Annotated in this window: 30 protein-coding genes; 14 read left to right on the top strand and 16 right to left on the bottom strand. The window is 57.8% G+C overall.

The features are described from left to right. Positions 1 to 49 precede the first annotated feature (49 nt). The 6 genes from V6F91_RS24550 to V6F91_RS24525 all read right to left on the bottom strand — a co-directional run bounded on the left by V6F91_RS24550 (position 50) and on the right by V6F91_RS24525 (position 4751). The gene (locus V6F91_RS24550) at positions 50 to 382 is read right to left on the bottom strand and encodes a phage holin family protein (RefSeq protein WP_098963871.1); all 333 of its coding nucleotides are present in this window, start codon (positions 380 to 382) and stop codon (positions 50 to 52) included. 528 nt (positions 383 to 910) lie between these two features. Further along, the gene (locus tag V6F91_RS24545; RefSeq protein ID WP_332769017.1) at positions 911 to 1270 is read right to left on the bottom strand and encodes a hypothetical protein; all 360 of its coding nucleotides are present in this window, start codon (positions 1268 to 1270) and stop codon (positions 911 to 913) included. Further along, positions 1263 to 3482, bottom strand: a complete 2220-nt coding sequence (locus V6F91_RS24540) for a VapE domain-containing protein (protein WP_332769015.1) — start codon at positions 3480 to 3482, stop codon at positions 1263 to 1265. The genes V6F91_RS24545 and V6F91_RS24540 overlap by 8 nt, the downstream gene beginning before the upstream one ends. After that, positions 3472 to 3696: a TraR/DksA family transcriptional regulator gene (locus tag V6F91_RS24535; RefSeq protein ID WP_332769013.1), complete on the bottom strand. Its 225-nt coding sequence runs from the start codon at positions 3694 to 3696 to the stop codon at positions 3472 to 3474. Before V6F91_RS24535 ends, V6F91_RS24540 begins: the two co-directional genes overlap by 11 nt. Then, a complete protein-coding gene (locus V6F91_RS24530) occupies positions 3689 to 4207 on the bottom strand; it encodes a phage regulatory CII family protein (RefSeq protein ID WP_332769011.1) in 519 nt (172 codons plus the stop codon). The genes V6F91_RS24535 and V6F91_RS24530 overlap by 8 nt, the downstream gene beginning before the upstream one ends. 319 nt (positions 4208 to 4526) lie before the next feature. Further along, on the bottom strand, positions 4527 to 4751 hold the full coding sequence (locus V6F91_RS24525) for a helix-turn-helix transcriptional regulator (protein ID WP_045123078.1): 225 nt from the start codon (positions 4749 to 4751) through the stop codon (positions 4527 to 4529). Between the two features lie 100 nt (positions 4752 to 4851). On the opposite strand from V6F91_RS24525, the gene V6F91_RS24520 reads away from it, so the two are divergent. The 8 genes from V6F91_RS24520 (at position 4852) to V6F91_RS24485 (ending at position 8780) form a co-directional block, all read left to right on the top strand. Continuing rightward, on the top strand, positions 4852 to 5601 hold the full coding sequence (locus tag V6F91_RS24520) for an XRE family transcriptional regulator (RefSeq protein WP_056785489.1): 750 nt from the start codon (positions 4852 to 4854) through the stop codon (positions 5599 to 5601). Between the two features lie 77 nt (positions 5602 to 5678). Beyond that, positions 5679 to 5858 (top strand): hypothetical protein, encoded by a 180-nt coding sequence (locus V6F91_RS24515; RefSeq protein WP_134827538.1) that lies wholly within the window; start codon positions 5679 to 5681, stop codon positions 5856 to 5858. Beyond that, complete coding sequence (locus V6F91_RS24510; protein ID WP_332769007.1) at positions 5855 to 6445, top strand: hypothetical protein; 591 nt, start codon at positions 5855 to 5857, stop codon at positions 6443 to 6445. Before V6F91_RS24515 ends, V6F91_RS24510 begins: the two co-directional genes overlap by 4 nt. A gap of 10 nt (positions 6446 to 6455) precedes the next feature. Continuing rightward, complete coding sequence (locus V6F91_RS24505) at positions 6456 to 6737, top strand: phage antirepressor KilAC domain-containing protein (RefSeq protein ID WP_332769005.1); 282 nt, start codon at positions 6456 to 6458, stop codon at positions 6735 to 6737. Positions 6738 to 6895: 158 nt separating this feature from the next. Next, a complete protein-coding gene (locus V6F91_RS24500; RefSeq protein ID WP_332769003.1) occupies positions 6896 to 7276 on the top strand; it encodes a pyocin activator PrtN family protein in 381 nt (126 codons plus the stop codon). Then, entirely contained in the window at positions 7273 to 7740 is a 468-nt protein-coding gene (locus V6F91_RS24495; RefSeq protein ID WP_332769001.1) for a hypothetical protein, read from the top strand. The genes V6F91_RS24500 and V6F91_RS24495 overlap by 4 nt, the downstream gene beginning before the upstream one ends. Continuing rightward, positions 7737 to 8498, top strand: a complete 762-nt coding sequence (locus tag V6F91_RS24490) for a DNA cytosine methyltransferase (RefSeq protein WP_332769000.1) — start codon at positions 7737 to 7739, stop codon at positions 8496 to 8498. Before V6F91_RS24495 ends, V6F91_RS24490 begins: the two co-directional genes overlap by 4 nt. Positions 8499 to 8504: 6 nt before the next feature. Next, a complete protein-coding gene (locus V6F91_RS24485) occupies positions 8505 to 8780 on the top strand; it encodes a pyocin activator PrtN family protein (protein ID WP_134827544.1) in 276 nt (91 codons plus the stop codon). A 1-nt stretch (position 8781) separates the two neighbouring features. Here the strand turns inward: V6F91_RS24485 and V6F91_RS24480 are convergent, their stop codons facing one another. Then, positions 8782 to 9906: a site-specific integrase gene (locus V6F91_RS24480; protein WP_201193149.1), complete on the bottom strand. Its 1125-nt coding sequence runs from the start codon at positions 9904 to 9906 to the stop codon at positions 8782 to 8784. 102 nt (positions 9907 to 10008) lie between these two features. On the opposite strand from V6F91_RS24480, the gene dusA reads away from it, so the two are divergent. Then, positions 10009 to 11019 carry a tRNA dihydrouridine(20/20a) synthase DusA gene (gene dusA, locus V6F91_RS24475; RefSeq protein ID WP_332768996.1) on the top strand — a complete coding sequence of 337 codons (1011 nt, stop codon included), beginning with the start codon at positions 10009 to 10011 and terminating at the stop codon, positions 11017 to 11019. Positions 11020 to 11068: 49 nt separating this feature from the next. Here dusA and V6F91_RS24470 read toward each other — a convergent pair whose 3' ends face one another. Next, positions 11069 to 11902, bottom strand: coding sequence for an undecaprenyl-diphosphate phosphatase (locus tag V6F91_RS24470; protein WP_332768994.1), 834 nt, complete (start codon positions 11900 to 11902; stop codon positions 11069 to 11071). A 507-nt stretch (positions 11903 to 12409) separates the two neighbouring features. On the opposite strand from V6F91_RS24470, the gene V6F91_RS24465 reads away from it, so the two are divergent. From V6F91_RS24465 to V6F91_RS24455, 3 genes are all read left to right on the top strand, one after another. Further along, positions 12410 to 13147, top strand: a complete 738-nt coding sequence (locus tag V6F91_RS24465) for a winged helix-turn-helix domain-containing protein (RefSeq protein WP_332768992.1) — start codon at positions 12410 to 12412, stop codon at positions 13145 to 13147. 278 nt (positions 13148 to 13425) lie between these two features. Beyond that, positions 13426 to 14085 carry a winged helix-turn-helix domain-containing protein gene (locus V6F91_RS24460; protein ID WP_258448558.1) on the top strand — a complete coding sequence of 220 codons (660 nt, stop codon included), beginning with the start codon at positions 13426 to 13428 and terminating at the stop codon, positions 14083 to 14085. Positions 14086 to 14467: 382 nt separating this feature from the next. After that, entirely contained in the window at positions 14468 to 15862 is a 1395-nt protein-coding gene (locus V6F91_RS24455) for an undecaprenyl-phosphate glucose phosphotransferase (protein ID WP_332768989.1), read from the top strand. 347 nt (positions 15863 to 16209) lie between these two features. Here the strand turns inward: V6F91_RS24455 and V6F91_RS24450 are convergent, their stop codons facing one another. From V6F91_RS24450 to galE, 6 genes are all read right to left on the bottom strand, one after another. Continuing rightward, on the bottom strand, positions 16210 to 18285 hold the full coding sequence (locus V6F91_RS24450; protein ID WP_332768987.1) for a YjbH domain-containing protein: 2076 nt from the start codon (positions 18283 to 18285) through the stop codon (positions 16210 to 16212). Beyond that, positions 18282 to 19004: a capsule biosynthesis GfcC family protein gene (locus V6F91_RS24445; protein ID WP_332769145.1), complete on the bottom strand. Its 723-nt coding sequence runs from the start codon at positions 19002 to 19004 to the stop codon at positions 18282 to 18284. Before V6F91_RS24445 ends, V6F91_RS24450 begins: the two co-directional genes overlap by 4 nt. A gap of 35 nt (positions 19005 to 19039) precedes the next feature. Further along, positions 19040 to 19705 (bottom strand): YjbF family lipoprotein, encoded by a 666-nt coding sequence (locus tag V6F91_RS24440; RefSeq protein ID WP_332768985.1) that lies wholly within the window; start codon positions 19703 to 19705, stop codon positions 19040 to 19042. 11 nt (positions 19706 to 19716) lie between these two features. Further along, positions 19717 to 20778, bottom strand: coding sequence for a polysaccharide biosynthesis/export family protein (locus V6F91_RS24435; RefSeq protein WP_093099929.1), 1062 nt, complete (start codon positions 20776 to 20778; stop codon positions 19717 to 19719). 144 nt (positions 20779 to 20922) lie between these two features. Further along, complete coding sequence (locus V6F91_RS24430; RefSeq protein WP_016775457.1) at positions 20923 to 21159, bottom strand: hypothetical protein; 237 nt, start codon at positions 21157 to 21159, stop codon at positions 20923 to 20925. A gap of 231 nt (positions 21160 to 21390) precedes the next feature. After that, the gene (gene galE / locus V6F91_RS24425) at positions 21391 to 22407 is read right to left on the bottom strand and encodes a UDP-glucose 4-epimerase GalE (protein ID WP_332768981.1); all 1017 of its coding nucleotides are present in this window, start codon (positions 22405 to 22407) and stop codon (positions 21391 to 21393) included. A gap of 387 nt (positions 22408 to 22794) precedes the next feature. Between galE and galU the strand changes: the two genes are divergently transcribed. Both galU and V6F91_RS24415 read left to right on the top strand, forming a co-directional pair. After that, positions 22795 to 23628 carry a UTP--glucose-1-phosphate uridylyltransferase GalU gene (galU, locus tag V6F91_RS24420; protein WP_126364920.1) on the top strand — a complete coding sequence of 278 codons (834 nt, stop codon included), beginning with the start codon at positions 22795 to 22797 and terminating at the stop codon, positions 23626 to 23628. A gap of 47 nt (positions 23629 to 23675) precedes the next feature. Beyond that, positions 23676 to 24089, top strand: a complete 414-nt coding sequence (locus V6F91_RS24415) for a mannose-1-phosphate guanylyltransferase (RefSeq protein WP_332768974.1) — start codon at positions 23676 to 23678, stop codon at positions 24087 to 24089. Positions 24090 to 24123: 34 nt separating this feature from the next. Here the strand turns inward: V6F91_RS24415 and V6F91_RS24410 are convergent, their stop codons facing one another. Further along, the gene (locus V6F91_RS24410; protein ID WP_332768972.1) at positions 24124 to 25257 is read right to left on the bottom strand and encodes an SGNH/GDSL hydrolase family protein; all 1134 of its coding nucleotides are present in this window, start codon (positions 25255 to 25257) and stop codon (positions 24124 to 24126) included. Positions 25258 to 25381: 124 nt separating this feature from the next. Continuing rightward, positions 25382 to 26428, bottom strand: coding sequence for an acyltransferase (locus tag V6F91_RS24405; protein ID WP_332768970.1), 1047 nt, complete (start codon positions 26426 to 26428; stop codon positions 25382 to 25384). Positions 26429 to 26430: the final 2 nt, after the last annotated feature.

Genomic DNA, 26430 nt, shown 5'->3' with positions numbered 1-26430 from the left:
CCCTCAGGGAGGACCCGTAAAAATCGGCGCCCTACCCGGCCTGCCCTGCTCATGCCTTCGGCTCGGCCTCGCTCAGGTCCAGACGCTTGGCCACCCAGCGTTCGTACAAGCCGATGGCGACATCCGCGCCGGCCATTGCGGTCAGGCAACCGAGGGCGCCGGCTGTCCAGATCGACAGGCCTGCACCGAACAGCAACATCATCGCTGACACGCCGCACACGATACAGGCACCGGACCGAAGTGCGAGGCGACGCAATAATGCCCAGCCTCTCGCCCCGTCTTTGTCGGCGCGCCACATCTCGCCGGACACACCGCCCACCAATGACAGGACAATCACCAACCAGATCGGCATCTCTGCCAGTGCCTGTTGCTCGTTCGTCATTGCCCTGCCCCTTAAACAAAAAAACCCGGCGCAATGGCCGGGTCAGGTGGTGGATGGCCTGCCGCGCTTTGCGGTCGCACCCATCGAAGATGGCCCCTTTTTACAGGTCGATTCTGGTGGCAGCAAGACCGTTTTAATGCCATCCGGTGAATGTGTGGGTGACGCCCGGTGAACGGCTGGCGAATGTCGGTGAATATCTATCCCGGCTGTCTTTTGCTTTTACGGCGTCCCATGCGTCCCACCTCTCTAAAACTAGGTGGGACGTCTGAAAGCCCCGTAGATCGGGGCTTTGCCCCACCGTCCTACTTTTATCTCTCTTTTCTCGTGTATAGAAAGAATATTTAAAACACGCGTGCGCGTGAACACGCGCATTGATGCCCGCTACGCATACACGGGCGGGAGGCATGAAAAAGGTGGGACGGTGGGACAGCCCAACAACGACGGGGCCTGCGCCCGTCCCACCACCGCAAAAAGCAGTGGGACGGAGGCAGGCCAGTGGGACGGCGTGAGCCAGAGTAATGCCCACGATCAAGCCGCTTCCCCCAGGAGGAAGTGCTCAACCACGATGTGAGCGTCATGCAGGCGCTGGTAGTAGAGGTTGCGTGTGCAGCCACTCTCGGCCAGACGCGCAGTCAAGGGTGCATCAGGCTGGAAGTAATGCACCTTGACCACCGTCATCAACTCGGGATCGAGGCGTTTCTTGACGATCCGCTCGATGTCCAGTGAGGCTTCCAGCGGCACCCTGCTCCCACGCCTGCCGCGCACGAGCTGGCCACCGCTCTTCATCATCATGGCGACCATGTTGCCGCCCGAGTAACCGGCGGCCACCTCGTCGCTGTGCAGCTCCTGCGCCCATTGTTTGAGAGCCATATCGATCGCTTTAATCATCGAAGCACGGCTCCTCAAACTCCGGTTGTTCCAGCGCAGGCGCCCTGCCCCATCCCTCCGGTTTCTTGTAGGCCCAAGGCCGCTGGCCGCTCTTGCTTAAAGCGCCCAAACGGAACCGTCGCCAGCCCAGTCGATGCAGAATCGCACCAACGCGCATCTGCTCGGGTTTGCCCCAATGACCGGGATCGAGCTTGAGCGCCTGGCTCATCACCTCACTGCCGGTGGTGGTCTCGCCGATCTGCGACTCTTCGAGCCAGGTCAGGATGGGCGTTTCCCATTCGTCCACCACAAAGCGTTCGTCCTGTTCCTCGCTGAACATCGGCGCTTCCTCTCGCGTTACCCACCAGAGATCGCCGGCCTCAAAACAGAACATCGCTTCGGCCCACAGCTGGTCGCGGATCTCGCGCAGCAACGCCACGTCGACCTTGGTACAGGCCACCGGCCAATAGCGACGGTTGCCGGTGGCGTCCTTGAGGTACTCGTCCTGGTTGGTGGTACCGACGAAAACACACTGGCGTGGCACGTCCAACGTTCTGCGGCCATAGCTTTCGCGGTAGGTGTCGGTCGACGCTGAGAAGAACTGCTTGGCCTTGGTGCTCTCGGCCTTGTTGAAGCTGTCCAGCTCGCCGAGCTCAACAATCCACTTGCCACGAATCGCCTGAAAGCCGTCCTTGTCGCCGAGTGCAAACGGCGTGTCCATGAACCACTCACCGCCGAGTACGCTCATGGCGGTCGACTTACCGGCGCCCTGCACGCCTTCGAGGATCATCACCGAGTCAGCCTTGCAGCCGGGCTTCATCACCCGCGCCACGGCCGAGATCATCCAGCGCTTGCCGACCTTGGAGGTGTAATCCGTTGCCTTCACCCCCATGACATCCGTCAGCCAACGCTCCAGGCGCGGCACACGATCCCATTCCAGTTTCTTCAGGTACTCGCGCACCGGGTGAAAGGCGTGGTCGTGGGCCACGACGCTAACGGCCTCAATCACATGTGAGGACTTCACGCGAAGGTTGTACTGCTGCGCGAGCCACTTCATCACCCGCACATCATCAATGTCGGCCCACTCCCCGGTGCCACCGCCATAGGGCGCCGCACGCAGCTTGACGATCTTCGAGCTGAAGGCGCAGTAGCTGATCACCCCGGCCCAGCGTTCATCATGGGCGAGGATCAGTTCGACGTTCTGCATGTGCGCGATCAAGGCTCCGCTTTCACTGCGGGCGAGTTGATCCTTCCAGCCACCAGCCGCCGGTGGACGGACCACGGCCAGCACCTGACGGCGAACCGCGTCGAGGCCTTCGGCGACTTGCAGGTCGTTGAAGTCGGTCCACTTGTTGTGACGCTCAATCGAGAAGATAGGCGAGACCACTTGGGCTCCGACGATCAGAGCGGCGTTGCTCGCTTTCTCCTCACCCGGGTTCCACGCATCGCCGTTGGGCTTGGTGGTCTTCCAGTCGTCATCGCGGCAGATGATCAGCGGGCAACCGGCGAAGCGCTCGCGCATGACCTTGCACACGGCCAACAGGTTGCCCGCATCGAAAGCCACCGCCACAGCGAGCGACGTCGCCATGTGCAGGCTGGCGCCGGTGGCGTAACCCTCACAGACCAGCACCGGTTCGCCCGGTACTGGGTGCGGACCGAGCAGGTGGAAAGTGCCCTCCTTCGCCATCCCGTAAGGCCAGTAGGATTTGTCGCGGCCGGTGTCTTCCTGCTTGTTTGGGAAGATCACCTGAAGGCCCATGATCTGATCACGGGCATTGTTCATCGGCACCAGTACCGCACCGGTGCGCGGCGCGTAACGCACTTTGATACCAACGATCTGCTTACGGTCCAGGTAGTCGCTGCGGCCGGTGGTCGGCATGCGCTCGAACAAACCCTGCGCCCTTTTCGCGGCCCGCCGCGCAGCGTTACTCGCGATTTCGGCAGCGCGGCGCTTGGCTTCCTCCTGGCGGGCGCGCATCACTTCACGCTCTTCAGGCGACATGCGGCCGGCCTTGACCTTGATCTTCTGCGTCTCGCCCGAACGCCAGTCACCGAAGGCGCCAAAGATCAGGGTGTCGCCCTTCTCCGTGCGCTGCTCGTGCACCACGTACCAGCCGTTCTTTTCCTTGCCCTTGTCCTGCGATGTCTTGCAGCGGGTCAGCTTGCCGAACACCAGCGGTTGCGCTGGCTCCAGACCGTAATCGGCGAATTGGCCCAATACCTCATCGAGCATGCTGAATCCCCCGCTCATAGAGTGACTGACAGCTGATGCAGTGCGAGCAACCCGGCTGGGCCAGTCGGCGTGCTTCCGGAATCGGATCGTCACAGGCTTCACAGAACAGCAAAGAATGGGCAGCGCTTTCTGCTTTGGCAGCGCTGCGCGCGGCCATGGCCTGATCGATGCGTTCCTGCACCAGATCATTAGCGAAATCGGCGATGTCAGCCACGGTCAGCACCTCGCGTCGTCTGGTTGACGTAGGTGGCGCGGTTGAACAAACCCAGCAGACCTTGAATACCCCGGAACACCTGCAGACGAATCGCCGCGAGCTCCTGATCAGTCACCACACCGTCGCCGATGCTCTTGGCCCAGGTCTCGGCCAGGTCCGCGACCTGGCGGAAGTATGCGGCGATACCCGTGGTCAGGGTTTCGGGCATGTCGTTGGTGTAGGTGTCCGCCAGCTCCTGCCAGATCGTGTCACCGACCAGCGCATGCACCGCATCGAGAATGCGGCGATCCTTGGTCAGTTCGAGGATCTCACCGAATTCCTGAATGTTGATGGAGTGACTCGGGTGGGTTGGCGACAGCTTGTGCTGCAGCGTGGTCGGGTTGCGGCCCGTAGTCGCGGCGATGGCAGCGGCGCCGCCCGGGTAATCGCGAGCGGCGTGGTACAGCGCTAAATCGAGCGGCAGGATTTCCCGCTGCGCCCGTTCCACAGAACTGAGAGCAATTCGGCTCATGGCATTAATCCTAAAAGTTGCCAGTGCCGCGCGACAGAAGTTGGTGATACATTTGCCGCGTGGCTTGGTATGGCCCAAACGCCGGGAACCCTTGCAGGGGATAACCGGCACCGTGCCGGGGCGAACAATCCGTTGTTCACCCCTGGCGCAACAGCTGCCAGCTCTGTGGTAAGAACGGCAGCAACACCAAGGCTTCCGAGCCTTGGAAACGCGATGAAAGTCGGCGGCATGTGGTGTGCTCGCCTGCTGACATCGCGACCCGATAGCATTGTGGTGATGCTATCGGGAGAAACTGGGCGACCCTTGGGTCGCCTTTTTTCTATGCGGCTTGGGACTCTTCCATTTCCGGAGGAAATACGTCATCAAGACTGCACGGTGCTCCTAACTTATTGAGCGCTCTGACTATGGCTCTGCACTCCGTAAGCCCTGCGATTCGACGTCCTGCTTCGTAATTGCTTATACGTGCCTGAGTCCATCCAAGAGCTACAACGAGTTCCTTTTGCTTGATCCCAGCTTTCTCTCGATGTTCAGCGATCAGATTCATGATGCCCTCCAATTAGCCGGAGCCATCTTAATCACGAATCGTAGATATTTCAACACGCAAAGTGATGATAAATAATTTCAGAGCGTGGTAAAAAAAGCACATGAACACACTCGGCGAACGTATTAAGCAATACCGCAAAGCCAAGGGCATGAGCCAACAAGCCCTCGCTTTCGCTTGCGGTTGGGAATCCCAGTCTCGGATAGGCAATTACGAGAAAGGGGCTCGTCAGCCCAATCTCCACGACTTGCAAAAGATAGCGACAGCACTGGGAGTCTCTTTTCCAGACTTGGTAGCAGGAAAAAATCGTTCCGACGTTGAGTCGTACTCAGACGCCATTCAAGGTCGGATTCGGTCTGAAGACCGTCTTGTGAGGGACTACGGAAGATCGAAAGACAAAGACCAACCTGTTAGCAGCCTTGTAGGCTGGGCTAAGGATGGAAAGGTGCCTGTGCTATCAAACGCGCAGCTGGGGAATGAGGGCTTCTTCGACACGGTAGAACCGCCACCAGGGCAAGGTGACGGCTACCTAAACATACATAGCGATGACCCAGATGCCTATGGCATAAGAGTCATGGGCGATAGCCTGATGCCCCGCATAAAAAATGGCGAGTTCGTTCTAATAGAGCCGAACAAACGCTTCAGTAGCGGTGACGAGGTCATAGTTCGAACGTCCTCCGGCAAAGCGATGATCAGAGAGTTTATTTATCTCCGAGACGGAATGTACCGGTTGGATAGCGTCAATACCGATCACGAAACTCTTCACATTGCAGAACAAGAGGTGGAGGAAATCCATCTCGTAGGCGGAATATTGAAGTCATCACGTTTTCTACACAGTGCCGCGCTATTTTAATCACATTATGTGTTGACACAAACAAGCACATTGCGTGATATTTGCCTCACTCTTTACCACAGAGCGAGGCAACACCAATGCGTACCACCGCAACCTTGCATGTCCATCCGGCATGCGTCAGCAATCGCAAACTGATCGAACAGTTGCAGCTCGCCACGGGCTGTCTGGTCGTCATTCATAACAGCAAACCCAAGCTTGTTGCCAAGTCCTGCCAGCCCTCTCCTATCGATCCAAACGGTGGAGGGCACGCGGCATGACCAAGTACAAAATCGACAACCGCACCCTGCAGTTGCTCAACGCCCAGGTCAACCTGACCGAGACCTTCAACCACGTCCTGCGCACAGCACCGAAGCGTGAATGCCTGGCATTCCGTCTCAAGGCTGAGCGCGGCACAGTGGAAAGCACTTTTGTCGTCGAACTGGGCAGCGAACGCCACACGCTAACCCTGCCAAACGACAAGAAGATGCACCTCAAACTGGCCGATTTCATTGAAGAGATTGCCAACGGTCCGTTCGACGCGAGCAACTCCAGCGACCTGGTGCATCTCCCGCATGCCGATCGTCAATACGGTCGCTTTGAAGTCCAGGACAAGCAGCGCGTGTTCGAACTGGTGCACACCGGCGGCGTGTTGAGCCTCGACATGGGTTTCGAACTTCCCCTGCATGTGGCGCTGCATCGCACTCATACGCGCCGCGGCGTCACCGCCATCTTGAGCATCGGCAACAAGAGTCCGCATACGCGCTGCTTCACCCTGTACGACCCCGATGCCGAGATTTACGCAAGGCTCATTGAGTCCATCAACCACCTTGCTGCAGCGGCCACTCCTGCTGCGCACGCGACATGAGGAGGACGACATGGAACGCACCCTCGCCCAAGCAGCCACACAACTCGGCCTCACTCGCCCCAAACTGATCGCTCTCATGCGGGAAAAAGGTTTGCTCAAGGGAAACCTGCCGGCGGACCCGAAGCGCGACAGAGAGTACCTGCGGGTCAAGGACAGTCCCTGGTATGACGAGAAACACGGAATGCAGTACAGCCAGTCGACTCGGGTGAAGCAGGCCGGTGTCCGTTGGCTAGCCGAGCAGTTGGACATCGATCTTCCTGCCATCCCGGCAGATCGCCGTGACGTGGCCTAGGGAGTACGCCCGCCAGATCGTTGCCATGCGCACACGCGAGGAGCGTAACGCCGCGCTCCTCGATGTGCCCGAACATCTGCGCGAGCTGACCAGACGCCACTGCCTGAACGCCTGGAACCACCCGGCACGACAACAACGCAAGGAGGCTCGACAAGTCCATGAGTAACGCTGCACAGAACCCGCTTCGCCTGCATCCGGCGCCTGAATCGGCCACCGTCGAACTGCTCTATCGAATCTTCGGTGACGTCCTGATCCCGCTGGAAAAAGTCCGCGAGCAGTACTTTCGCAATCTCAACGAACAGTCGTTCGTGACGGAGATCAACAGCGGCCGGATCCAGCTTCCGATCACCACGCTGGACACCAGTCGCAAGGCGCTGAAGTACGCGCACATCCGCCACGTCGCCTCGCTGATCGACATCCGCGCCTACAAGGCTGATCAAGACATGCAGCGGCAGCAGGACGGCCAATGCCGTGTTGCCCCCACACCACTGACGGCCGTCACCACCGGCCAACGACAATTCCAGGAGCACACCACATGATGACCCCAATACAAATCGGTGCACTCGTCATCCTGATAGTTCTGGCCGCCCTGTTGCTTTGGGGCGGTTACATCATGGGCCGCAGTGATGGTCTGGAGACAGGTCTGCGCGAGGGTGAAGACATCCAGCGCGCCGCTAGCGCCAACACCATCCGCGAGCTTCAAGCCTCCCTGCAGTTCATCCGGGCCGATCACACGCGTCTGGCACACACCTGCAAACGACTTGAAGCAGGTCCGCTGTTCGGCCCGGCCGAGCACCAGACGCTAATCGCTATCGGCGAGCTGCTGCGGATCGCCGCTGAAACCTTCAGCGCCTTTCGTACTGGCAAGAAACTGGAGCGTGATGCTTGGTCCCTGCGCGAACAGGTGCTTGCAATGACTGCGCAACCGCAGCCAGAAATCGAAGACAGCCTGGCCGGAAAACCACTCGCCAGCGCCGAGAAAGTGACTGTGGAGGCTGCGTGAATGAGCTGGCTCTTTTCGCAGGCGCTGGTGGCGGAATACTCGGCGGCCACCTCCTCGGCTGGCGCACCGTCTGCGCCGTTGAGCGTGATGCCTACGCCGCACAGATTCTGGCGCAACGACAAACCGATGGACTGCTCCCGCCTTTCCCGATTTGGTCTGACGTGTGCAGTTTTGACGGACGCCCTTGGCGAGACCTTGTTGACGTGGTTTCGGGAGGATTTCCTTGCCAAGACATCTCGGTTGCAGGCAACGGCCTGGGTATCGCCGGCTCCCGCTCCGGACTGTGGAGGCAGATGGCACGAATTATCGATGAGGTACGACCGCGCTATGTCGAACTGGAGAACTCACCACTGCTTGTGGGAAGAGGACTTGCCGTGGTGCTCGGTGACCTTGCCGAAATGGGGTATGACGCGCGACGGGGTGTTATCGGAGCGGCTGACCTCGGCGCACCTCACCAGCGGGACCGGATCTGGCTCATCGCAGAAGACACCCGTCAGACGGTGGCCAACACCGGTGGCGAGCATGGCAAAGGGATCCTCCCCTGCCGCACTAACTCGCCGATCCGGGGCCGACCGCTCGAACGATCGTCTGGATCACGCCGTGATGGCACTGGATGGTGGTCATCTGAACCCGGAATGGGCCGAGTGGCTGATGGGGTGGCCCATCGGGTGGACCGGCTTAAAGCCATTGGCAACGGACAAGTTCCACTCGTGGCAGCAAGAGCATTCGAACAATTGTCAGGAACTGAAAATGTGTGAGGCCGCATGAAAACTTTATTTCTGCTCATGGCCCAATACAACGGGCTGACAATCATTCCACTCAATCAAGTGTGCAAAGACTATTTCACACATCTAACTACTGATATGTTTCAACGCAAAGTAATGGCCGGTCAAATTCGAATCCCCATCACTAGGCTTGAATCCAGCCAGAAAAGTGCGAAAGGTGTACATATCACAGACCTAGCAGCTTACTTAGATTCGCAGCGAGAGGCTGCGGTAAAGGAATGCAACCAGCTCAACGGAATTCGCCGAGCCAGCTAATTCACTGCTTACCCCAAGCGCCCAGCTTCACGGGCGCTTGAATGATCCTCTCTAACCATGGCCATTCGGCATAGTGATCCCCCTTCCCGCGAAGATGGGTATACCTACGCAACGAGTTCCAGTCACGGTGCCCGGAAACGCTGGCCACCCGCGGGATATCCCAATCCATCTCAAACAACCGACTAACTCCGTCGTGTCTCAGATCGTGGAAGTGAAGATCTTCAATCTCCAGAAACTTGCACGCCTTCGCCCAAGCCGTAGAGATCGACGAAGAGTTGTAGGGGAAAATTTCCGCACGCTCTTTTGGCATGCTTTGCAGAATTCTCCAGGCTTCGTCGGGTAGGTGGCACCAAACATCATTGCCAATTTTCTGCCCAGGGTTTTTCATATCTCTCACCAGCACCCGCTGATTCGACTCATCGACGTCGTCCCACACAATTCGACTTATCTCATCCTGCCGACGGGTGGAAAAAATCGCGAAGCCAATCACCTTCAGCATGTTGATCGAACTCGGTCGACGCTGCTGCATACTGACGAAGTGCTCCAAAAGTTTATCTAGCTCGTCTTTGGCTGGACGGCGATCGCGCTCCCGGCTCTTCATGTTGTAGCCGAGCTTCCTTAACACCTTCCGAGCGTCCGGCATCGCGTGAGGGTCGACCTCATACCCCCAAGCGGGACGTGCAATCGAAAGGACAGCCCCAAGGTGCGCCAGATCGTTACCAGCCGTTTGCGGCTGGACGCCGCCGCCCTCTTTACTCATTCGCCAGAGTGCAAAATCCACCAAGCGCTGACTGTTGATAGCCGAATCAACGGTTTGGCCAAACTCCGTCGCCGCGATAGCATTTAGAGTGGCTTCCTTGGTTTTACCCAACGGCCGGACTTTCTCCATTTCATCCAGATACTGCTTGATCATGTCCTGTACGGTGACGCCCTTGCGGTTCGCCCGCTCGATCGCACCAGGCTGATCTAGCTCCGCCTCACGTCGCCGCACCCACGCTTGTGCCGCCTGTTTCCGGGCGAAGGTCTGGCTCTCTTGGTAGACTTGCGCTCCATCGCGAAACAGGCGTATCTGTGCCGTGTAACTGACTGAGCCATCGGTGCGTTTTCGTGCTCTGATCGTTGCCATAGTCGACTGGTACAATTCCGAAAGTGATTGGTACATTGTACCAGCGACATCGGAAAAACGCCTGAAAACGCCTAAAAACACGCTATAAATACGTTGAGCCAAATGGTACAAAATACCCACTCCAGCCCAATAAACTCAAGCCCTGCGCTGTCTCGGCGGTTCTCCGTTGCGCCCATGATGGATTGGACGGACCGCCATTGCCGTTTCTTCCTGCGCCTCCTATCCAAGAACGCCCTGCTCTACACCGAAATGGTCACCACCGGTGCGCTGCTCAACGGCGATCACGAACGTTTCCTCCGTCACAACGACGCCGAGCACCCGCTCGCCCTGCAGCTCGGCGGTAGCGTTCCATTGGATCTGGCTGCCTGCGCCCGCATGGCCCAGGACCACGGTTACGACGAGGTAAACCTAAACGTCGGCTGCCCGAGCGATCGCGTGCAAAACAACATGATCGGCGCCTGCCTGATGGGCCACCCTCAACTGGTGGCGGATTGTGTCAAGGCGATGCGTGATGCGGTGTCGATTCCGGTGACGGTGAAACATCGTATCGGCATCAACGGTCGGGACAGTTATGCGGAGCTGTGTGATTTCGTCGGCACGGTGCGGGATGCCGGGTGTACCAGTTTTACCGTGCATGCGCGGATTGCGATTCTTGAGGGGTTGTCGCCGAAGGAGAATCGCGACATTCCGCCGTTGCGCTATGACGTGGCGGCGCAGTTGAAGGCGGACTTTCCTGAGCTGGAGATTGTGCTGAACGGCGGGATCAAGACGCTGGAGGCTTGCCATGAGCATTTGCAGACGTTTGACGGTGTGATGTTGGGGCGTGAGGCTTATCACAATCCGTATTTGCTGGCGGAGGTGGATCAGCAGTTGTTTGGCAGTGCGGCACCGGTGATCAGTCGGGCTGAGGCGTTGGCGCAGTTGCGTCCTTATATAGCTGAGCATTTGCTGGCCGGTGGTTCGATGCATCACATCACGCGGCATGTGCTGGGCTTGGGCACGGGCTTCCCGGGGGCGCGCAAGTTTCGTCAGTTGCTGTCGGTGGATATTCACAAGGCCAAGGATCCGCTGGCGTTGCTGGATCAGGCGGCTGAGTTGCTTGAAGGGCGTTGATGTCCTTCCCATCACTTTAGCCAGGCGGTAGATCCGCCTGGCTTGTTCTTCAGGCTGCCGCAGCCGCGGTCCAGTTCACCCAGCCAAACCCCCACGTCGCCAGAATTAACAACCCAAAACCGATCCGATACCAGGCGAACGCGGCGTAGCTGTGATTCGCAATAAACTTCAGCAAGCCACGCACGGCTATCATCGCGAAGATGAACGCGGTGACGAAGCCGAGGGCGAAGACTGGCAGGTCGTTGGGCTGGAACAGGTCGCGGTATTTGTAGCCGGAGTACACGGCGGCGCCGACCATGGTGGGCATGGCGAGGAAGAACGAGAATTCGGTGGCGGCTTTGCGCGACAGGCCGAACAGCAGGCCGCCGATGATTGTTGAGCCGGAGCGTGAGGTGCCGGGAATCATCGCCAGGCATTGTACGAAACCTATCTTCAGCGCGTCGGACCAGCGCATGTCGTCGACGTGTTCGACGCTGATCACATGGCTGCGTTGTTCGGCCCACAGCATCACGATGCCACCGACGACCAGTGCCACGGCGACGGTGATCGGGTTGAACAGGTATTCATGGATGGCGTCGGCGAACAGCACGCCCAGGACAACGGCCGGCAAAAACGCGATCAACAAGTTGAGGGTGAAGCGTTGTGCATTGCGTTCGGTGGGGAGGCCTTTGACGATGTCAAAGATTTTCGGCCGAAACTCCCAGACCACAGCGAGGATGGCGCCCAGTTGAATAATGATGTTGAACGCCATTGCGCGCTCACCGCCGAACTCCAGCAAGTCGGCGACGATGATCTGGTGGCCGGTGCTTGAAATCGGCAGGAACTCGGTCAGGCCTTCTACCGCGCCTAATATCAACACCTGGAAAAAAGTCCAGAAATCCATTAATCCTCCATCAGAGCGCTCCTTGAGAGCGACCGGTTAACTGCACTCAGGAATTGAGTATCGGAAATAAGATTGGCACGCCATTACCCATTGCCTGACGCGGCGCCGGCAGAATATGTCTTATCAAAAGCCACACTCAAGTCATGTTAGTAATCGTCGGCCGACGAACTACTCAAGAAAATATTTAGTGCTGGAGTGGAAAAAAGTTGGTGCGCACAATAAAGTGTGATCCAGCGCACATTCTATTGGATGGCAATACAGTGGCAAAGCGACATAAATAAAGCTGTCGCAATACGCTCAAAATAGTGGCACCATTGCATATCGCCATCATCTAAGCCGTAGTTCACTCTCTCGAGAAAATCAACTAAAAGCCTGAAAACCTTACTTATTGTTAGAAATCTCGCGAGACACGTCTAAAATCCGCGCAAATGTTACCAATTGTCAGTCACAGATGAGAACCGGTGCTTTAACATCCCGATGTCAGCACCTAATTCGAGTCAATGCACGATGCTCTCAGCGAACTTGGCGACTAGAAGCCCGCGCCCGACAAATGACGAACCCGGTGTTCTTACTCTGGGTCGTACCCGTGGCGTGGCCGAACATCTTAGAACGCTAATCGCCCAGCATGTCCGCAGCGATTTGGTGCTTGAAGCCAGTGCTTACGCTAGTTCACATAACTTTAATGAACACGTGGGATCGTACCGGGCAATATTCTTGATTATCGATAGCCCACAGGCTCTCGAGGACAATCTTGCGCTTGTGGAAAATCTACGCAGCGATAACTTGAAGCCAATTATTTGCGCGGTTATCACCGGTCGCGGCGCCTTCAACAAGATCAAGTACTATCTGGCGGGTGCTGATATTTGTATCAAACTCAACACGCTTTCCGACGACGGTACCGAGTTACTGGCGGAGTTCTTCACCAGTGAAGAATGGCAGCGCAACATCAGTCTTACGCTTGATCCGACGCGCATTTGCCTGATGGACAAGAGCAAGAAACTCGATATCTCGTTTGCAGAGATGAAGATTCTCGAAGCCTTTGCGCAAACCGGCAATCACATCCTGAGCCATGACGAAATCGCCGGCATCATGGGTCTCAATACCAATTTCTACGACCCTCGGGCGCTGGAAAAATCAATCAGTCGCTTGCGTGGAAAAATCAAGGACATGTATGGTACAAACGCGATTCAGAGCATTCGCGGTTATGGCTATCGCCTGCTGCGGGGTCTGATATCGACTGCCTGAGTCTCAGGCAGCCAATCCCTTTTGCAACGTACGAAGGATCGTCCAATGCAGCCATACAGCTCCTTTTCTGCTCCGCTTCTGTTTGAAATCAAGCAATTGAATGAGCGCGTCAACACGACCCATAACAATAAAACTCCATAACATAGCAGCAGTTCGAGTGGAATTTATCGAGGGCCAATCTTGGGCCCAGACCCTGCCTATCGATTACTTCCGAGGAAGCTATTGCTCGCCTGCCGATTTTCTTTTAGCCAATTTTGGTATGTATTCAGGAGAGAGACATGGAAACCAGTACAACCCTCCCAAGGAAATATTTTGTTGTCGTGACTCACAGTACAACGTCGCAACGTGAACTGGAGAGCATCCTGTCCAGTGAGCGCTTCAACTCGTTTGGCACGTCGCAGGCACAAATGTTTGTTGAAGGTGTTGCTTCGCCCTCCTCCGCGCCAATGGTGATGGAGTTCACATATCCGCACATCAGTCGAAAAAATGTCGCACGCAGTATCGAGCATGATACTCAGCGAATTCTGGCCACACTTGAATCGGAATGGCTGGCGGCGCAATCGGCAAATACGTTCCAGCACAACTCTGTCATCACCGGCGATATCAGTAACATGCCCCCTGCCGTTCAAAGCGATATGCCGGATAGCGCAACCTGGCATCTTGACCCTGATCAAGGCGCGCTGATCAAAGAAGACATAGAGATCAGTCTGACCGGGCTGGAAACAGCACTGGTGCGCAAAATGCTCAGCCATGAAGAGCGTGTTGTCAGCCGTGATGACTTGATCATCAGCATCGGTCGCGAACCGGAACAATACCGTGGCCTGGAAATGTGCCTGAGTCGTCTGCAAGACAAATTCAAAAGCGCCAGCAACGGTGAGCGTCTGTTTCGTGCGGTAAGAAATCGCGGTTATTGCCTTATCCAGGACATCGTCGCGTAAATAACGCCGACCTCCGTCAATAAAACAAACAGAACAAGTGCGATTACAAAAACAACAAGAGCACTCTGTTTGGCTTTATCCCTCCCTGAGCTGTACTTTCCTGCCTCCAACAGTAACAAAACCCACACCCTATAATCACCCCCCGCTCTACGACCTTTTCTAACACACTACTATTTAAATATTAAAATAGTTGGCACTGTGCCATCTTGTTAGAACTCGTCAGACACCATCCCCGGCAATAACTTAGTCTATTGACTGACGACAGTTCGGCATATCGACGTTGTTACCTCAGGACACTCGTTACAACAAAAACAATAAGTCTGCATAACAACTCGGATTTCAACTGTTGAAACCTGAATGGACGTCTTTTGGGGATATTCGTATGGATCTTTCTCTCAGTATCAATCGAAACACCGGCCTCAAGGGACTGACCTTTTGGGGCCAATGGGCACTCGCTCAGGCGTTCGTGGTAACGCTGCTGTTTATCCTGGCCGAGCAGCACACCGGTACGGTCGCGTTCTATTACCGGATGTGCGCAACGCTGGCGGTACTGGCCTCGGTTCCGGCCTACACGTTCAGCGGCGTGTATCGCAAACGCGACAACTACCTGACCGGGCTGGGCCGGCTGTTCATGGGCTGGACGATGACTATGGCGGCGCTGGCGTGCATTGCGTTTGTGTGCCAGGCCGATGAGCTGTTTTCGCGTCAGGTGATTCTGAGCTGGGCGGTGTATGGCTTCCTTGGTCAGGCGTTTCTCTACGCACCGTTGCATGCGTTTTCCAAGTACTACCAACGTTCGCGCAAGAGTGAACACAAGACGTTGATCGTCGGTACCGGTGAGCTGGCGCTGGGTCTGGCGAAGAAGCTCAGCCATCTGGAAAACCTGCCATTGGTGGGTCTGGTCAGCAACGGCGATGTGACCACGCTGGGTTCCGATGCGCCGAGAGTCGTCGGCGCACAGGAGCAACTGCTGGACCTGATCGCTGCCCACGACATTCGCCGTTTGTACATCACCCTGCCGCTGTGCGAAGCGGCGAAGATCGAAGCGATGTATGTCGATCTGCTGGGTGCCAACGTCGACGTGGTGTGGGTGCCGGATCTGAACAGCCTGACGCTGCTCAACCACTCGGTGAAAGTCGTGGACGGTCTGCCGGCGATCTACCTGAACGAAAGCCCGCTGACCAGCCGCCCTACCGCCGCACTGAGCAAGAGTCTGGTGGAAAAAGCTGTGGCGTTTCTGGCGATCATCGCACTGAGCCCGATCCTGCTGATCATTGCACTGGCGGTGAAGCTCAACTCCCCAGGTCCGGTGTTTTTCAAGCAGGATCGCCATGGCTGGAACGGCAAGGTGATCAAGGTCTGGAAATTCCGCTCGATGCGTGTTCACGATGATCGTGATGTGAAGCAGGCCAGCCGTAACGACTCGCGCATTACCGCCGTCGGCCGCTTTATCCGTCGCACCTCGCTGGACGAATTGCCGCAACTGTTCAACGTCCTGCAAGGGCACATGGCCCTGGTCGGCCCACGCCCGCATGCGGTCGCGCACAACAACTATTATTCGGGGAAAATCCTCGCGTACATGGCGCGCCACCGAATCAAACCGGGCATCACCGGCCTCGCCCAGATCAGCGGTTGCCGGGGTGAGACCGACACGATCGACAAAATGCAGAAACGTGTGGAGATCGACCTGCAGTACATCAACAGCTGGTCGTTGTGGCTGGATCTGAAGATTCTGGTGAAGACACCGTTTACGTTGCTGTCGAAGGATATTTATTGAGGTTCAGGGTTGTACATGCAAGGGGACGAAAGTCCCCTTTTTTGTGGGCGGGATTTGGGGACAGGTCGGGATTGTGGCCTGACGAATATCCCATTGCAGGAGTGAGCCTGCTCGCGATAGCGGTGTGTCAGGCGACATGAATGTTGGCCGCACTGACGCCTTCGCGAGCAAGCTCGCTCCCACAGGGATTTGGGGATGAGTCGGGATTTGTGGCTTGGCAAATACCCAAATGTAGGAGTTAGCCTGCTCGCGAAGGCGGTGTGTCAGTCAACATCAATGTTGACTGGGCTGACGCTATCGCGAGCAGGCTCGCTCCAGGGTATCTATGTTGTACCGCAGATCAGCGGCTACTCGGTTATCTTCTCAAAATTGCGATAGAACATATCCCCTTCCCGGCTATCGGTCATCGAATGCAATTGATAGCTGCGATTGAGTCTCGCGCCGCCGTCTCGGGTCAGGGGGGCCCAGACCAGGTTGGCGCGGCGCATGGTCGACATGCTCATCATTTCGTCGAACGGGATCGACAGGTACAGACCCTTGTCGAAGCTACCTTCGCCATATTCGGCGCTGCTGGCGGTGGTGATCGTCGCCCAGGCACCCACGCGCACACCGTTGAAAAACTCCCGCGAGATATCCACCGTCGTGCCCCAGTCGCCGGCCAGATAGCGACCGACACTGACCGCCGCCAGCGTGTCGAACGGCAGGTCGGTGTAGCCGGTGATGTGCCCGGTCACCACCGAATAATCGCGCAGGGCAAAACCCTGATCAAAATCGCGCTGACGCACCCAGTTCAGGTCCGCCCCCAGTGACCAGCGCTCGCCCGTCGGGCGGAACAGCACCTCGGCGCCGACACCGGCGAACATCGACTCCAGATAACCGCCGTAAACCATGCCATACAGGTCTTTGTCGAGTTGCTCGGCATGGCTGACCTGGAACAGCGGCATGGTCGTATTGGAGGTAGTCAGGTACTGACGCAAATCGGTTCGCACACGCGGCAATCCGCTTGGCGCGTCGTAGCTGAACTTGTCGAAGTTGTTCGCCAGGTTGGCGCTGAGCAAGCCGCTCCACCAGGTGTTGCGGTTGAAGCGATATTCAGCATCGGCATCGGCGCTGAATTGATAGAGCAAGCCATCCGGGCCACCGACGTTCTGTTTGAAACCCAGGCCCACGCCATAACTGAAATGCTGCGGCGCCTCGGTGTAGAGGGTGGTCTCGTTGTGCGGCATCGCCGGGTTGATTTCGGTGGTGCGGTGCAGCGACTCCAACGGCTCTTCGTTGTTGATCACTTCGCGGAAGGTCTGACGCGGCAGGCTGGTTTCTTCCAGCGGCAGGTCGTAGCGCTTGTTGACCACGGTGAACCAGTCGATGTCGTCGTTGACACTGTTATCGAGAATCCGGCTCGCCCGCCCTACAGCCTTGGACGAGTGAAAATAACGCTGCTGTTCGCCGTAGACGATCAGCTCGGAATCACGTTGGGCAATGCGCTCGACCTTGTAGCCGGCATTCTGCTGCAAACGCCTCGATACGTCGGCCCAGTTGACCTGTTCCATCGCCATCGGGGCTTTCGCCGGCAACGGTTCGGGAGTCGGGTCGTAGGTTTTCGCCGGGGCTTTGCGGCTGACGAAATTGGTGTGAAAGGTCACGCCGAACATCGCTGTGTTGCCGCGCTCCCACGCCGCGCTGACGTCGATCGAATCGGTGACCTTGAACACCGCACCGAAGTTGATCGGCGAGTCCTGCTTGATCTCGTTGTCCTTCGGTTCGTTTTTGTAGTCGTTGCCTTCGAACTCGAGTTTCAGGCTGAGGCGATCCCACGGCGTCTGATAGCTCACGCCACCGAACAACGAAGGCCGGCCACGGAAATACGAACCCGAGTTGACGTCACCGGTGCCCTCGAGCGCCGGCCGGGTATCGAAGCGACTGCTGGCATAGCCCAGCGGGTTATCGAAGTCGCCGCGATTGCCAATGTAGCCCCAAGCGATGCCGGCGCTGAAATCGAAATTGTCGAAGCGTTTGTTAGCGACGAAAAATTCACTGGAGAACAAACCGGTACCACCGATATCTCGGAAGCCCAGCGCCACTTCCGGCGCCCAATGGCTTTCCTGCCACAGCCGGACTTTGGCGTCGACCGCCTTGTCCTTGTAGCTTTGGCTGCCGCTCAGGGCCTCCGAGCCGTACGGCCGGTTGGTGATCGCGGTGTAGCGAAACGAGCCTTCGAGCCAGTCCAGCGGCTGCAACGACACGCTGTAGCGGCTGTACGGGTCGGTGCGGTTGGCGTTGACGCTCAACTCACCGGCCGGGGCCATGCGCGCGGTCGGCGTCTGCCACAGGCCGGTGCCACCGAAGTCATTCTGGGTGATGCGCGGCTCGGCGTGAGCCAGACCGCAGGGCAATAACAACACAGCTGCAAAACGTAACTTCAACGAACCACCTCGGCCAGCTGCGTGGCAATGAATTCGGCCAACTGCTGATTCAGTTCAGGAAGAGGCGGATCAAGATCATCATTTTTCAGCGGCACCAGAATCTTGCTGCCGGCCACCGGGAATTGCCCGGACTCGCGATTCCAGTGGGCAATGCCGACACGCCGCGATACGCCATTGGGCTGGATCAGCCACAGGTAATCGGCGTCGGCATCGTCGAGAATCGAACAGCCTTGCAGGTACTCACGCGCCTCCTGCAAGGGTTGATAAGGCAACTGGCACGGCGCGGCGACGGCGCCCAGCACTTGCACTTCATCGACCCGTTTCGGATAGACCAGACGATCACCATCCTCGAGACGGATGTTGCGCGCGAAGCCGGTTTCCACCGCGACCGGGTCGAGATCAGCGATCTGCCGACCGGTCACCGGCATCTGCCGCACGTCTTCAGCGACACGCTGTGCCAGCGCCACACGGCTCGGTTTGTCGAACAGCACGGCCATGCGCTGCAGCACGTCGAGATCGAACAGCACACCGACCTTGAGCCGGGTCTGCTGTTCGATCAGCGACTGACGCAGCAAGCCGCCGGCGAGCCAGTACCCTTCGGCATTCGGCACGGCCTCGCTGATCACATCGAGCAAGCGCCCGCCGGGCGGCAGCGGGATCGGCCCGGGATTGGCGACATCGCCCGATACGGTAACCGCTGCTTGGCTGACGCCGGTCATCAGGATCAGGCACGCGGACCACAATCTCAGGCGCTTCACGGCAAGTGCCTGCGAGCAGGCGTCAGCTGCACGACCTTGACGCGCAATTGCGTCGTCAGTTGCTGCTCGCTCTGCAGAATGAAACCGTCGCGCGGATCGACCCAATAATGATTGGTTGCGCGCAAGCCGATGGCCGGCGCGTCAATCTGCTCATCGACCCGCAGCACGGCGTATTCCTTGTCGAGAATATTCAGGGTTGTATCCGAGCGCCGGCTGAAGCGACTGTTGACGATCACCCCGACTTCCTGGCCCTTGTACAGATCGATCCAGCGGCGTGTGGTGAAACCATCAGCGACCTGATGCAGGCCGCGCTTGAACGGCGAGTCATCGGCCAGGCGCGTGCCGTCCAGATCCCCTTCCAGGCCCAGGCCGATGCTGCGCACGGCGAGGCCGTCGCGCAGTAGCAGGACTTGCTTGCCGGAGGCGACCCAGAACTGCAGGTCTTCGCGCTCGCGCATCAGCGCCAGCACGCCGGAGCCGGACGGCGTGGTCAGCTTCAGTTGCGGGTAATTGACCGCGGCCACTTCAGCGGCCGTCACGTCCACTTCGTCCGGGCCGACCACTGCGGCCTTGAGGTTGTTCAGCGACGCGCTCATCAGCGGATTACAGCCACTGAGCAACACCGCCGCGCACAGGCAGACGCCAACTTTCAACGTATTCACAGTCGGCGACCTTATTTGCTGTTGTTACTGTATTCGCTCCAGTTCTTCGCCGCGGAAGCCCCGGTGCCGACAATCGATGCCGACGGCACCAACTGGCTGATGAAGCGGTTCCAGCGCGTGACGTTGGCCGGGCCGACGTAGACCACGTCCTGCGGGCGCACCTGGAAATGCGAGGCCAGCGCCATGGCGGTCGGCGATTCGGCTTCCAGCTGATAGATCTTCGCGGGCTCGACATCGAGGTTTTCCACGCCACGAATCACGTACACCGCGTTGCCGTTGGAGCTGGTCTGGCTAAGGCCACCGACCGAACCGAGCACGTCGGAGAGGTTCATCGTCGCCGTCTTGAAGCTCAACGCGCGCGGCTGGTTGACCTCGCCCATCACGTAGATGCGCTTGTTGTCGTTGTACGGCAGATACAACTGGTCGCCGCCCTTGAGGAAGACGTTCTGCAACTCGGAATCCTGCTGGTTGAGCGCGTCGAGATTGAGCGGATACGTGCGCCCGTTGCGCGTTAGCAACAGCCCGGACAGATCGGCGTTGTTGGTGTCGATACCGGCCGAGCCGAGGGCTTCGACCACGCTCAGCGGATTGGTGGAAATCGCTTGCGGGCCGGCCTTGGTGACCGCGCCGGTGACCACGACTTTCTGACTGGCAAAACGCAGCACCGCGACGTCAACCTGCGGCTCGGCAATGAACGCCGACAAGCGCTGCTCAATGTCCGCGCGCAGTTGCTGGATGGTGCGGCCGGCGGCCTGCACTTCCTTGATGAACGGGTAATACAGCGTGCCATCGGAGCGCACCAGACGGCCGTTGGCATCGATCTGTTGCTGCGCGCCGGACGGGGCCGTCAGCTCCGGGTGATCCCACACTGTGATGTACAGCACGTCGTTGTTGCCGATGCGGTATTCGGCCGGGGTCGCCAACAGCTCGGCCGGCAGTGACTCGTGCTTTTGCGTCGCGCGGTTCATGGCGATCAGCTTCGGCGTGATCGGAATCAGCTCGACCCGGCTGCTTTCACTCGCGCCCTGGCGGGTGATGTCGCTGGTGCTGAGGTATTGACCGGGGGAAAACATGCAACCTTGCAAAGCGAGACTTGCCAACATTAAAAGATAAACACTACGAGTCATAATGGCACTACGCTATTCAAGGGCGAATCCAAAAACAAAGTCACCCGACTTGCGTCGGGCGACCCTGTACTGCACTAACAGAACTTCCTGTTAGTTATGCGTGCCGGTTGTACCGGTGGTACCCGTCGTACCGGTGGTACCGCCGTTGGCACTGCCACCGCTGTTGGACGCCGCTACAGCACTGGCAACCATTGCAGTACTGGCTGCTGGCGCTTGAGAAGCCGCCACACTGCCACCTACATTGGTTACCGCTGTCAACGGCGCTTCAGCGGCGGCAGCCCAGTTGCTCAACATCGTCAACAGGGCAACTGCCATCACTTTTTTCATATCAACTCCTTTCTAACATTCGGCCTGTTAAAAAACCGGCCTGTGTTAGCGGTGGTAGAGTTCAAGTCCGCAAAAAGCGCGAACAAGATCCGTTGTTCTTTCACAGTCAAACGCAACTGATAAAAGTCGAACGGCAGGCTTATATCTACGGACTTGCAAAAGGCATTGCCAGTGTAATTTCCCGACGTTATCTAACAACCTGACTGAAAATAACATTGGACTAATTGGCCATCATCCTGAGTATCCATTGGGATGATTGGATTGCCAGCGCCAGGTGTCGGCGACCATGTCCTGCAAGCTGCGTGTGGCTTTCCAGCCAAGTTCTTTCGCCGCTTTCGAAGCGTCGGCAAAACTTTCGGCAATATCACCGGCGCGACGCGGCATCATCCGGTACGGCACCGGGCGCCCACAGGCTTGTTCGAACGCCTGCAGCACTTGCAGCACGCTGTAGCCATCGCCGGTGCCGAGATTCCAGGTGTGAATGCCGGTGCGTTCGCCGATCGACTGCAACGCTTTCAAATGCCCGTCCGCCAGATCAACCACATGGATGTAATCGCGCACCCCAGTGCCGTCGACCGTGGGGTAGTCGTTGCCGAAGATCGACAATTCTTGCAGGCTGCCGACCGCGACCTGGCTGATGTACGGCACCAGATTGTTGGGGATGCCGTTGGGGTCTTCGCCCATGTGGCCGCTCTGGTGCGCGCCGATCGGGTTGAAGTAGCGCAGCAAGGCGATGCTCCAGCGCGGCTCGGCCCGGCTCAGATCGCGCAATACGTTTTCCACGATCAGCTTGGACTGGCCGTAGGGATTGGTCGGCGTGCCGGTCGGAAAATCTTCGCTGATCGGCATCTGCTCAGGCTCGCCATACACCGTGGCCGAGGAGCTGAACACCAACCGGAACACCCCCGCCGCCGCCATCGCCTGACACAGCGTGACGCTGCCGCCGACGTTGGTTTCGTAGTATTCGAGCGGCTTGCGCACGCTTTCGCCCACCGCTTTGAGCCCGGCGAAATGCAGCACCGCTTCGATCTTATGCTCTCGGAAGATCCGGTCGAGCAGCGCGCGGTCGCAGACATCGCCGCGAATCATCCAGGCACTCTTGCCGCAAATCGCTTCCACGGCGTGAAGTGCCGCATCGCTGCTGTTGCAAAGATTATCCAGAACCACAACTTCATAACCTGCTTCAAGCAATGCAAGTGTGGTATGCGAGCCGATATAGCCGGCGCCACCCGTTACCAGAATCTTCATAGCGCGGTCCGTCTTTTGGATAAGTGACAAGTAACGTGTCAAGCCTCATGTATCGAACCTGTGTCACAGTCGACACAAACAAGGCGACAACAACCGAAAACAAATTCAGTTCAATGACTGGCAATAAATATTTTTGCAGGTCACACTGTATTGCCGTTACTTATTAGCACTCCCCGCACATTCATCACTATCAACAGATGCCGACTAAAAATAACTAACAAGGCACTTACCGACATCCTCTAACATTGTCGGCTTTTAGCTGCCTGATCAATTGCAATGAATAACCTGACTCGGGTATTAAAGTAAGCCTTCAATCCTTATTGAAACTTGCCGCCTGCTCAGGTGCGCAACCGTCGCCTGTGTTCCATGACTGTCCAGGATACTTTTATGATTCGTAAATGTTTGTTCCCCGCTGCCGGTTATGGCACGCGTTTTCTGCCGGCCACCAAAGCCATGCCGAAAGAAATGCTGCCGATCGTCAACAAGCCGTTGATCGAATACGCCGTCGAGGAAGCGCGGGACGCCGGGCTGCAACACATGGCCATCGTTACCGGTCGCGGCAAGCGTGCGCTGGAAGACCATTTCGATATCAGCTACGAACTCGAACATCAGATTCGCGGCACTGAAAAAGAGAAATTTCTTGCTGGCACACGCGAGCTGATCGACACGTGCACCTTCTCCTACACCCGTCAGGTGGAAATGAAAGGCCTTGGCCACGCGATCCTCAGCGGCCGCCCGTTGATTGGCGACGAGCCGTTCGCCGTGGTGCTGGCCGATGACTTGTGCCTGAACCTGGAAGGCGACGGCGTGCTGTCGCAGATGATCCAGCTGTACAAGAAATTCCGCTGCTCGATCGTCGCCATCCAGGAAGTCCCGGCCGACCAGACCCACAAGTACGGGGTGATTGCCGGCGAGCTGATTTCCGACGGCATCTACCGGGTGAATAACATGGTGGAAAAACCGGCACCGCAAGACGCGCCGTCGAACCTGGCGATCATCGGTCGCTACATCCTCACACCGGACATTTTCGACCTGATCGCCGACACCCAACCGGGCAAGGGCGGCGAAATCCAGATCACCGACGCGCTGATGAAACAAGCGCAGAACGGCTGCGTGCTGGCCTACAAATTCAAAGGCCTGCGCTTCGACTGTGGTGACGCCGAGGGTTATTTGCAGGCAACCAACTTCTGCTACGAAAACGTTTACCTCAAGGGCCGCTGAGACGGCTCCAGCACCGCGGATTCGCTCATTATTTCAGGCAGGCAACCATGAACATTGCACACTATTCAGCAGAGATTGAACGTGAGGTGGACAACCTTGGAATGATGAGCTGGCTGTCGCGCCATCAGCCGTTGCCCAGCGCCAACGAAACCTGGCTGGGCACGATTCTGCTGGTGGAGCGGATCGGCGTGTTTCCGGCGTCCGGCGATATTCGCAGGCTAATGCGCGATCCTTATCCCCTGCTCGCGCATTTGAAAACGCTGTACGGCGAGCAGGCGCTGGAAATGGATGACCGCGATGGCCTGAAAGTGATCTTCAGCGACTGGCGCTTTCGCGTGCGGATCTGTTGCAACGACCCGGCGATCATCATTAACGTGGAAACCCGTTGTGATGCGCGGTTGATGCCGCAAAAACTCGATGAGTTACTGGGTATTATCGATTCCTTCAAGCAGCACCCCTGACCCTTTGTGGGAGCGAGCCTGCTCGCTCCCACACTCAGTTCTTCGCAGCAGCGTTGCAGTCAGTCTTGCCTCCCATGATCCAGCCATAAAAATAATCGGCAATCACCTTCCCGCCCGTGGCCGGCAGCGGATGAATCTTGTCCGGGCCGATCATCGCCGCGGCGTAGCGTTTGACGTCGGGGCCGAAGGCGCATTGCAGGTTGGCGAACCCCAGATGCTGCTCTCGCGCCCAAGGCTCGAGCACTTGCGCATACGCCGCCATCGGATAAGCGCTGGAACGCGTGGTGTCCTGACGCATGATCAAGTTGATGCTCGCCTCAGGCTGAATCTCACGAAGCATGCCGACCAGACCCTGCACGTTATGCAAATACTGCTCGGGCTTCACACCGAAACCCTGGTCGTTGCCGCCGAGCATGATCAGATAAACGTCGGCGGGGATTTTCGCTACCGCCGCTTTCCACTGCGCCTGCCATTGTCGGTCGGCGTGATAAAAATCCGCCGACGCCGCACCCGATGCCGCCAGTTTCGACACGCGAATGCCGGGCTGATCGTTGCGCATCCACAGCCCGAACAAAGTCGGCGCGCCTTTCTGCACTTCGAGCCTGAACGACCAGTCTTTCGCCGTCGACAGGCCGGCAAGCGGCACTTCCTGCACGCCTGAACCGGCCAGCCTCAACGGCTGCCAGTCTTGCGCTGGCGACCAGCGATAACGCAGTTCGCTCGGTTCGCCGTTGCCCAGGTAGAACAGTTTCGCCTGAGTCACCGCCGTATCGATGCGCGGCGTCGGGTTGGCATCCACCTGCAGCCATGCGCCGGCGCGACCAGTGACGGTGCGACTGTCGGGACTGGCCTGGCCCAGCTCGGAGACTTTCCAGCCGCCACCAAAGTATTTATCGCTGCTGCGGGTGTATTTGAAATGCGTACCGCCGAGCGCCGCACCGTGGTTGAAACCGACATAACCGGGGCCAGCGAAACCAACCTCGCCGGCCACCCGTTGCACTAGTTTGTTCAGGTAGAAATCCTGCCCGGCGGTGTAGCTGTCGCCGATCACCGAGACCGACAACACCTTGCCGGCCTTGCCCTCGCGCCACTGGGCAAAGCGCTCGCGAGCGTCGCCGACCTGAATCACCGATGCAGAAACGGGTTGGGCATTATCAACTGCCACCATGCAAAATTTCCTTCAATCTGGAATGGCCCCTTCGCGAGCAAGCTCGCTCCCACAGGGTTCTGAGTCATCCACAACATGTATCCATTTCATGAAACCTGTGGGAGCGAGCCTGCTCGCGAAGCTTTTAGCTGCTCTGGGTTTGCACCACTGGGGCGATGACCGCCGGCGGTTTCTTCCTGCCCGCCTTCTCACCGAGGAACAACACCGAGGTGAAATTGAACCGGCTGAAAACCATCGCCAACACCACCGGCCCGAGCAAGCCGACGCTCAACCCGCCCAGTACCAGCAGGCTCTCGTCCTTCACGCCGAGACGCCCCAGCACAAACCGCGACGTCGCCGCGAACAGCACATGAAACAGAAAAATCGCATAGGAATAGCCGCCCAGCCAGGTCAGCGCTTTCGAACGCATGTCGCTGGACAACAACGCTATGCACGATACACATCCCACCGCCAGGCCGATCAGGCTGCGCCGATCAACGATCAACTCGCGATCGATCGCCGCGACGTACAGCAGCGTCAGCGAGATCAGCACAAACAGCAGCGGCCCGATCACTTTGAAACGTTGTTTGAGAACATCGACATTCTCCTGCCCGATCATCCCCGCAACAAAAAACGGCAGCAGATAAATCGCACCGTTGATGCCGAACGCATCGAGCGGCAACGGTGGCAGCAGAAACAGCAGCGCGGCGAAGGCAAACAGGCCATACAGGCGCGTCGCCGAACGCAGCAGACCGCGCCACTCCAGCAGGCCGACGAAGATGAAAATGATGAACACCGCCTGCAAAAACCAGAAGTGGTTGATCGGCACCCAGAACGACAGTAACGCATCAATCACGCCGACATCCTTGTTCACCCCCGGCCCCACCGCTTGCAGCACCGAAAACGGCACGCCGACGCAAAACAGCGGCACGATCAAGCGGCGCACCTTGCCGCTGAAGAAGGCGGAAAAGTCATTGCCACGGATTTTGTAGATCGAATAGATATACCCGGAGATGAAGGTGAACAGCGGCATGCGCACGTACACCATCGAGTCGGCGATAACCCGGAACGGCGAGCCGATATCGATCTTCAAGCCGCCGCCCAATGGCCCGATGACGTGGTACAGCACCAGCAGCAGGCACGCCAGGCCACGCAGGGTTTCGATCTCCAGGGACTTTTTCTTGCTCGACATAC

It is taken from the genome of Pseudomonas koreensis (assembly GCF_036668835.1).
GTDB lineage: Bacteria > Pseudomonadota > Gammaproteobacteria > Pseudomonadales > Pseudomonadaceae > Aquipseudomonas > Aquipseudomonas koreensis_I.
The sequence above is the reverse complement of the archived record's forward strand: the minus strand, read 5'-3'. Positions and strand labels throughout refer to the sequence as shown.

What these genes read in the sequence shown, in the direction of transcription:
- V6F91_RS24550 (WP_098963871.1), bottom strand. Translation starts at nt 382, where the DNA reads ATGACGAACGAGCAACAGGCACTGGCAGAGATGCCGATCTGGTTGGTG.
- V6F91_RS24545 (WP_332769017.1), bottom strand. Translation starts at nt 1,270, where the DNA reads ATGATTAAAGCGATCGATATGGCTCTCAAACAATGGGCGCAGGAGCTG.
- V6F91_RS24540 (WP_332769015.1), bottom strand. Translation starts at nt 3,482, where the DNA reads ATGCTCGATGAGGTATTGGGCCAATTCGCCGATTACGGTCTGGAGCCA.
- V6F91_RS24530 (WP_332769011.1), bottom strand. Translation starts at nt 4,207, where the DNA reads ATGAGCCGAATTGCTCTCAGTTCTGTGGAACGGGCGCAGCGGGAAATC.
- V6F91_RS24525 (WP_045123078.1), bottom strand. Translation starts at nt 4,751, where the DNA reads ATGAATCTGATCGCTGAACATCGAGAGAAAGCTGGGATCAAGCAAAAG.
- V6F91_RS24520 (WP_056785489.1), top strand. Translation starts at nt 4,852, where the DNA reads ATGAACACACTCGGCGAACGTATTAAGCAATACCGCAAAGCCAAGGGC.
- V6F91_RS24515 (WP_134827538.1), top strand. Translation starts at nt 5,679, where the DNA reads ATGCGTACCACCGCAACCTTGCATGTCCATCCGGCATGCGTCAGCAAT.
- V6F91_RS24510 (WP_332769007.1), top strand. Translation starts at nt 5,855, where the DNA reads ATGACCAAGTACAAAATCGACAACCGCACCCTGCAGTTGCTCAACGCC.
- V6F91_RS24505 (WP_332769005.1), top strand. Translation starts at nt 6,456, where the DNA reads ATGGAACGCACCCTCGCCCAAGCAGCCACACAACTCGGCCTCACTCGC.
- V6F91_RS24500 (WP_332769003.1), top strand. Translation starts at nt 6,896, where the DNA reads ATGAGTAACGCTGCACAGAACCCGCTTCGCCTGCATCCGGCGCCTGAA.
- V6F91_RS24495 (WP_332769001.1), top strand. Translation starts at nt 7,273, where the DNA reads ATGATGACCCCAATACAAATCGGTGCACTCGTCATCCTGATAGTTCTG.
- V6F91_RS24485 (WP_134827544.1), top strand. Translation starts at nt 8,505, where the DNA reads ATGAAAACTTTATTTCTGCTCATGGCCCAATACAACGGGCTGACAATC.
- V6F91_RS24480 (WP_201193149.1), bottom strand. Translation starts at nt 9,906, where the DNA reads ATGGCAACGATCAGAGCACGAAAACGCACCGATGGCTCAGTCAGTTAC.
- dusA (WP_332768996.1), top strand. Translation starts at nt 10,009, where the DNA reads ATGGTACAAAATACCCACTCCAGCCCAATAAACTCAAGCCCTGCGCTG.
- V6F91_RS24470 (WP_332768994.1), bottom strand. Translation starts at nt 11,902, where the DNA reads ATGGATTTCTGGACTTTTTTCCAGGTGTTGATATTAGGCGCGGTAGAA.
- V6F91_RS24465 (WP_332768992.1), top strand. Translation starts at nt 12,410, where the DNA reads ATGCTCTCAGCGAACTTGGCGACTAGAAGCCCGCGCCCGACAAATGAC.
- V6F91_RS24460 (WP_258448558.1), top strand. Translation starts at nt 13,426, where the DNA reads ATGGAAACCAGTACAACCCTCCCAAGGAAATATTTTGTTGTCGTGACT.
- V6F91_RS24455 (WP_332768989.1), top strand. Translation starts at nt 14,468, where the DNA reads ATGGATCTTTCTCTCAGTATCAATCGAAACACCGGCCTCAAGGGACTG.
- V6F91_RS24445 (WP_332769145.1), bottom strand. Translation starts at nt 19,004, where the DNA reads ATGACCGGCGTCAGCCAAGCAGCGGTTACCGTATCGGGCGATGTCGCC.
- V6F91_RS24435 (WP_093099929.1), bottom strand. Translation starts at nt 20,778, where the DNA reads ATGTTTTCCCCCGGTCAATACCTCAGCACCAGCGACATCACCCGCCAG.
- V6F91_RS24430 (WP_016775457.1), bottom strand. Translation starts at nt 21,159, where the DNA reads ATGAAAAAAGTGATGGCAGTTGCCCTGTTGACGATGTTGAGCAACTGG.
- galE (WP_332768981.1), bottom strand. Translation starts at nt 22,407, where the DNA reads ATGAAGATTCTGGTAACGGGTGGCGCCGGCTATATCGGCTCGCATACC.
- galU (WP_126364920.1), top strand. Translation starts at nt 22,795, where the DNA reads ATGATTCGTAAATGTTTGTTCCCCGCTGCCGGTTATGGCACGCGTTTT.
- V6F91_RS24415 (WP_332768974.1), top strand. Translation starts at nt 23,676, where the DNA reads ATGAACATTGCACACTATTCAGCAGAGATTGAACGTGAGGTGGACAAC.
- V6F91_RS24410 (WP_332768972.1), bottom strand. Translation starts at nt 25,257, where the DNA reads ATGGTGGCAGTTGATAATGCCCAACCCGTTTCTGCATCGGTGATTCAG.
- V6F91_RS24405 (WP_332768970.1), bottom strand. Translation starts at nt 26,428, where the DNA reads ATGTCGAGCAAGAAAAAGTCCCTGGAGATCGAAACCCTGCGTGGCCTG.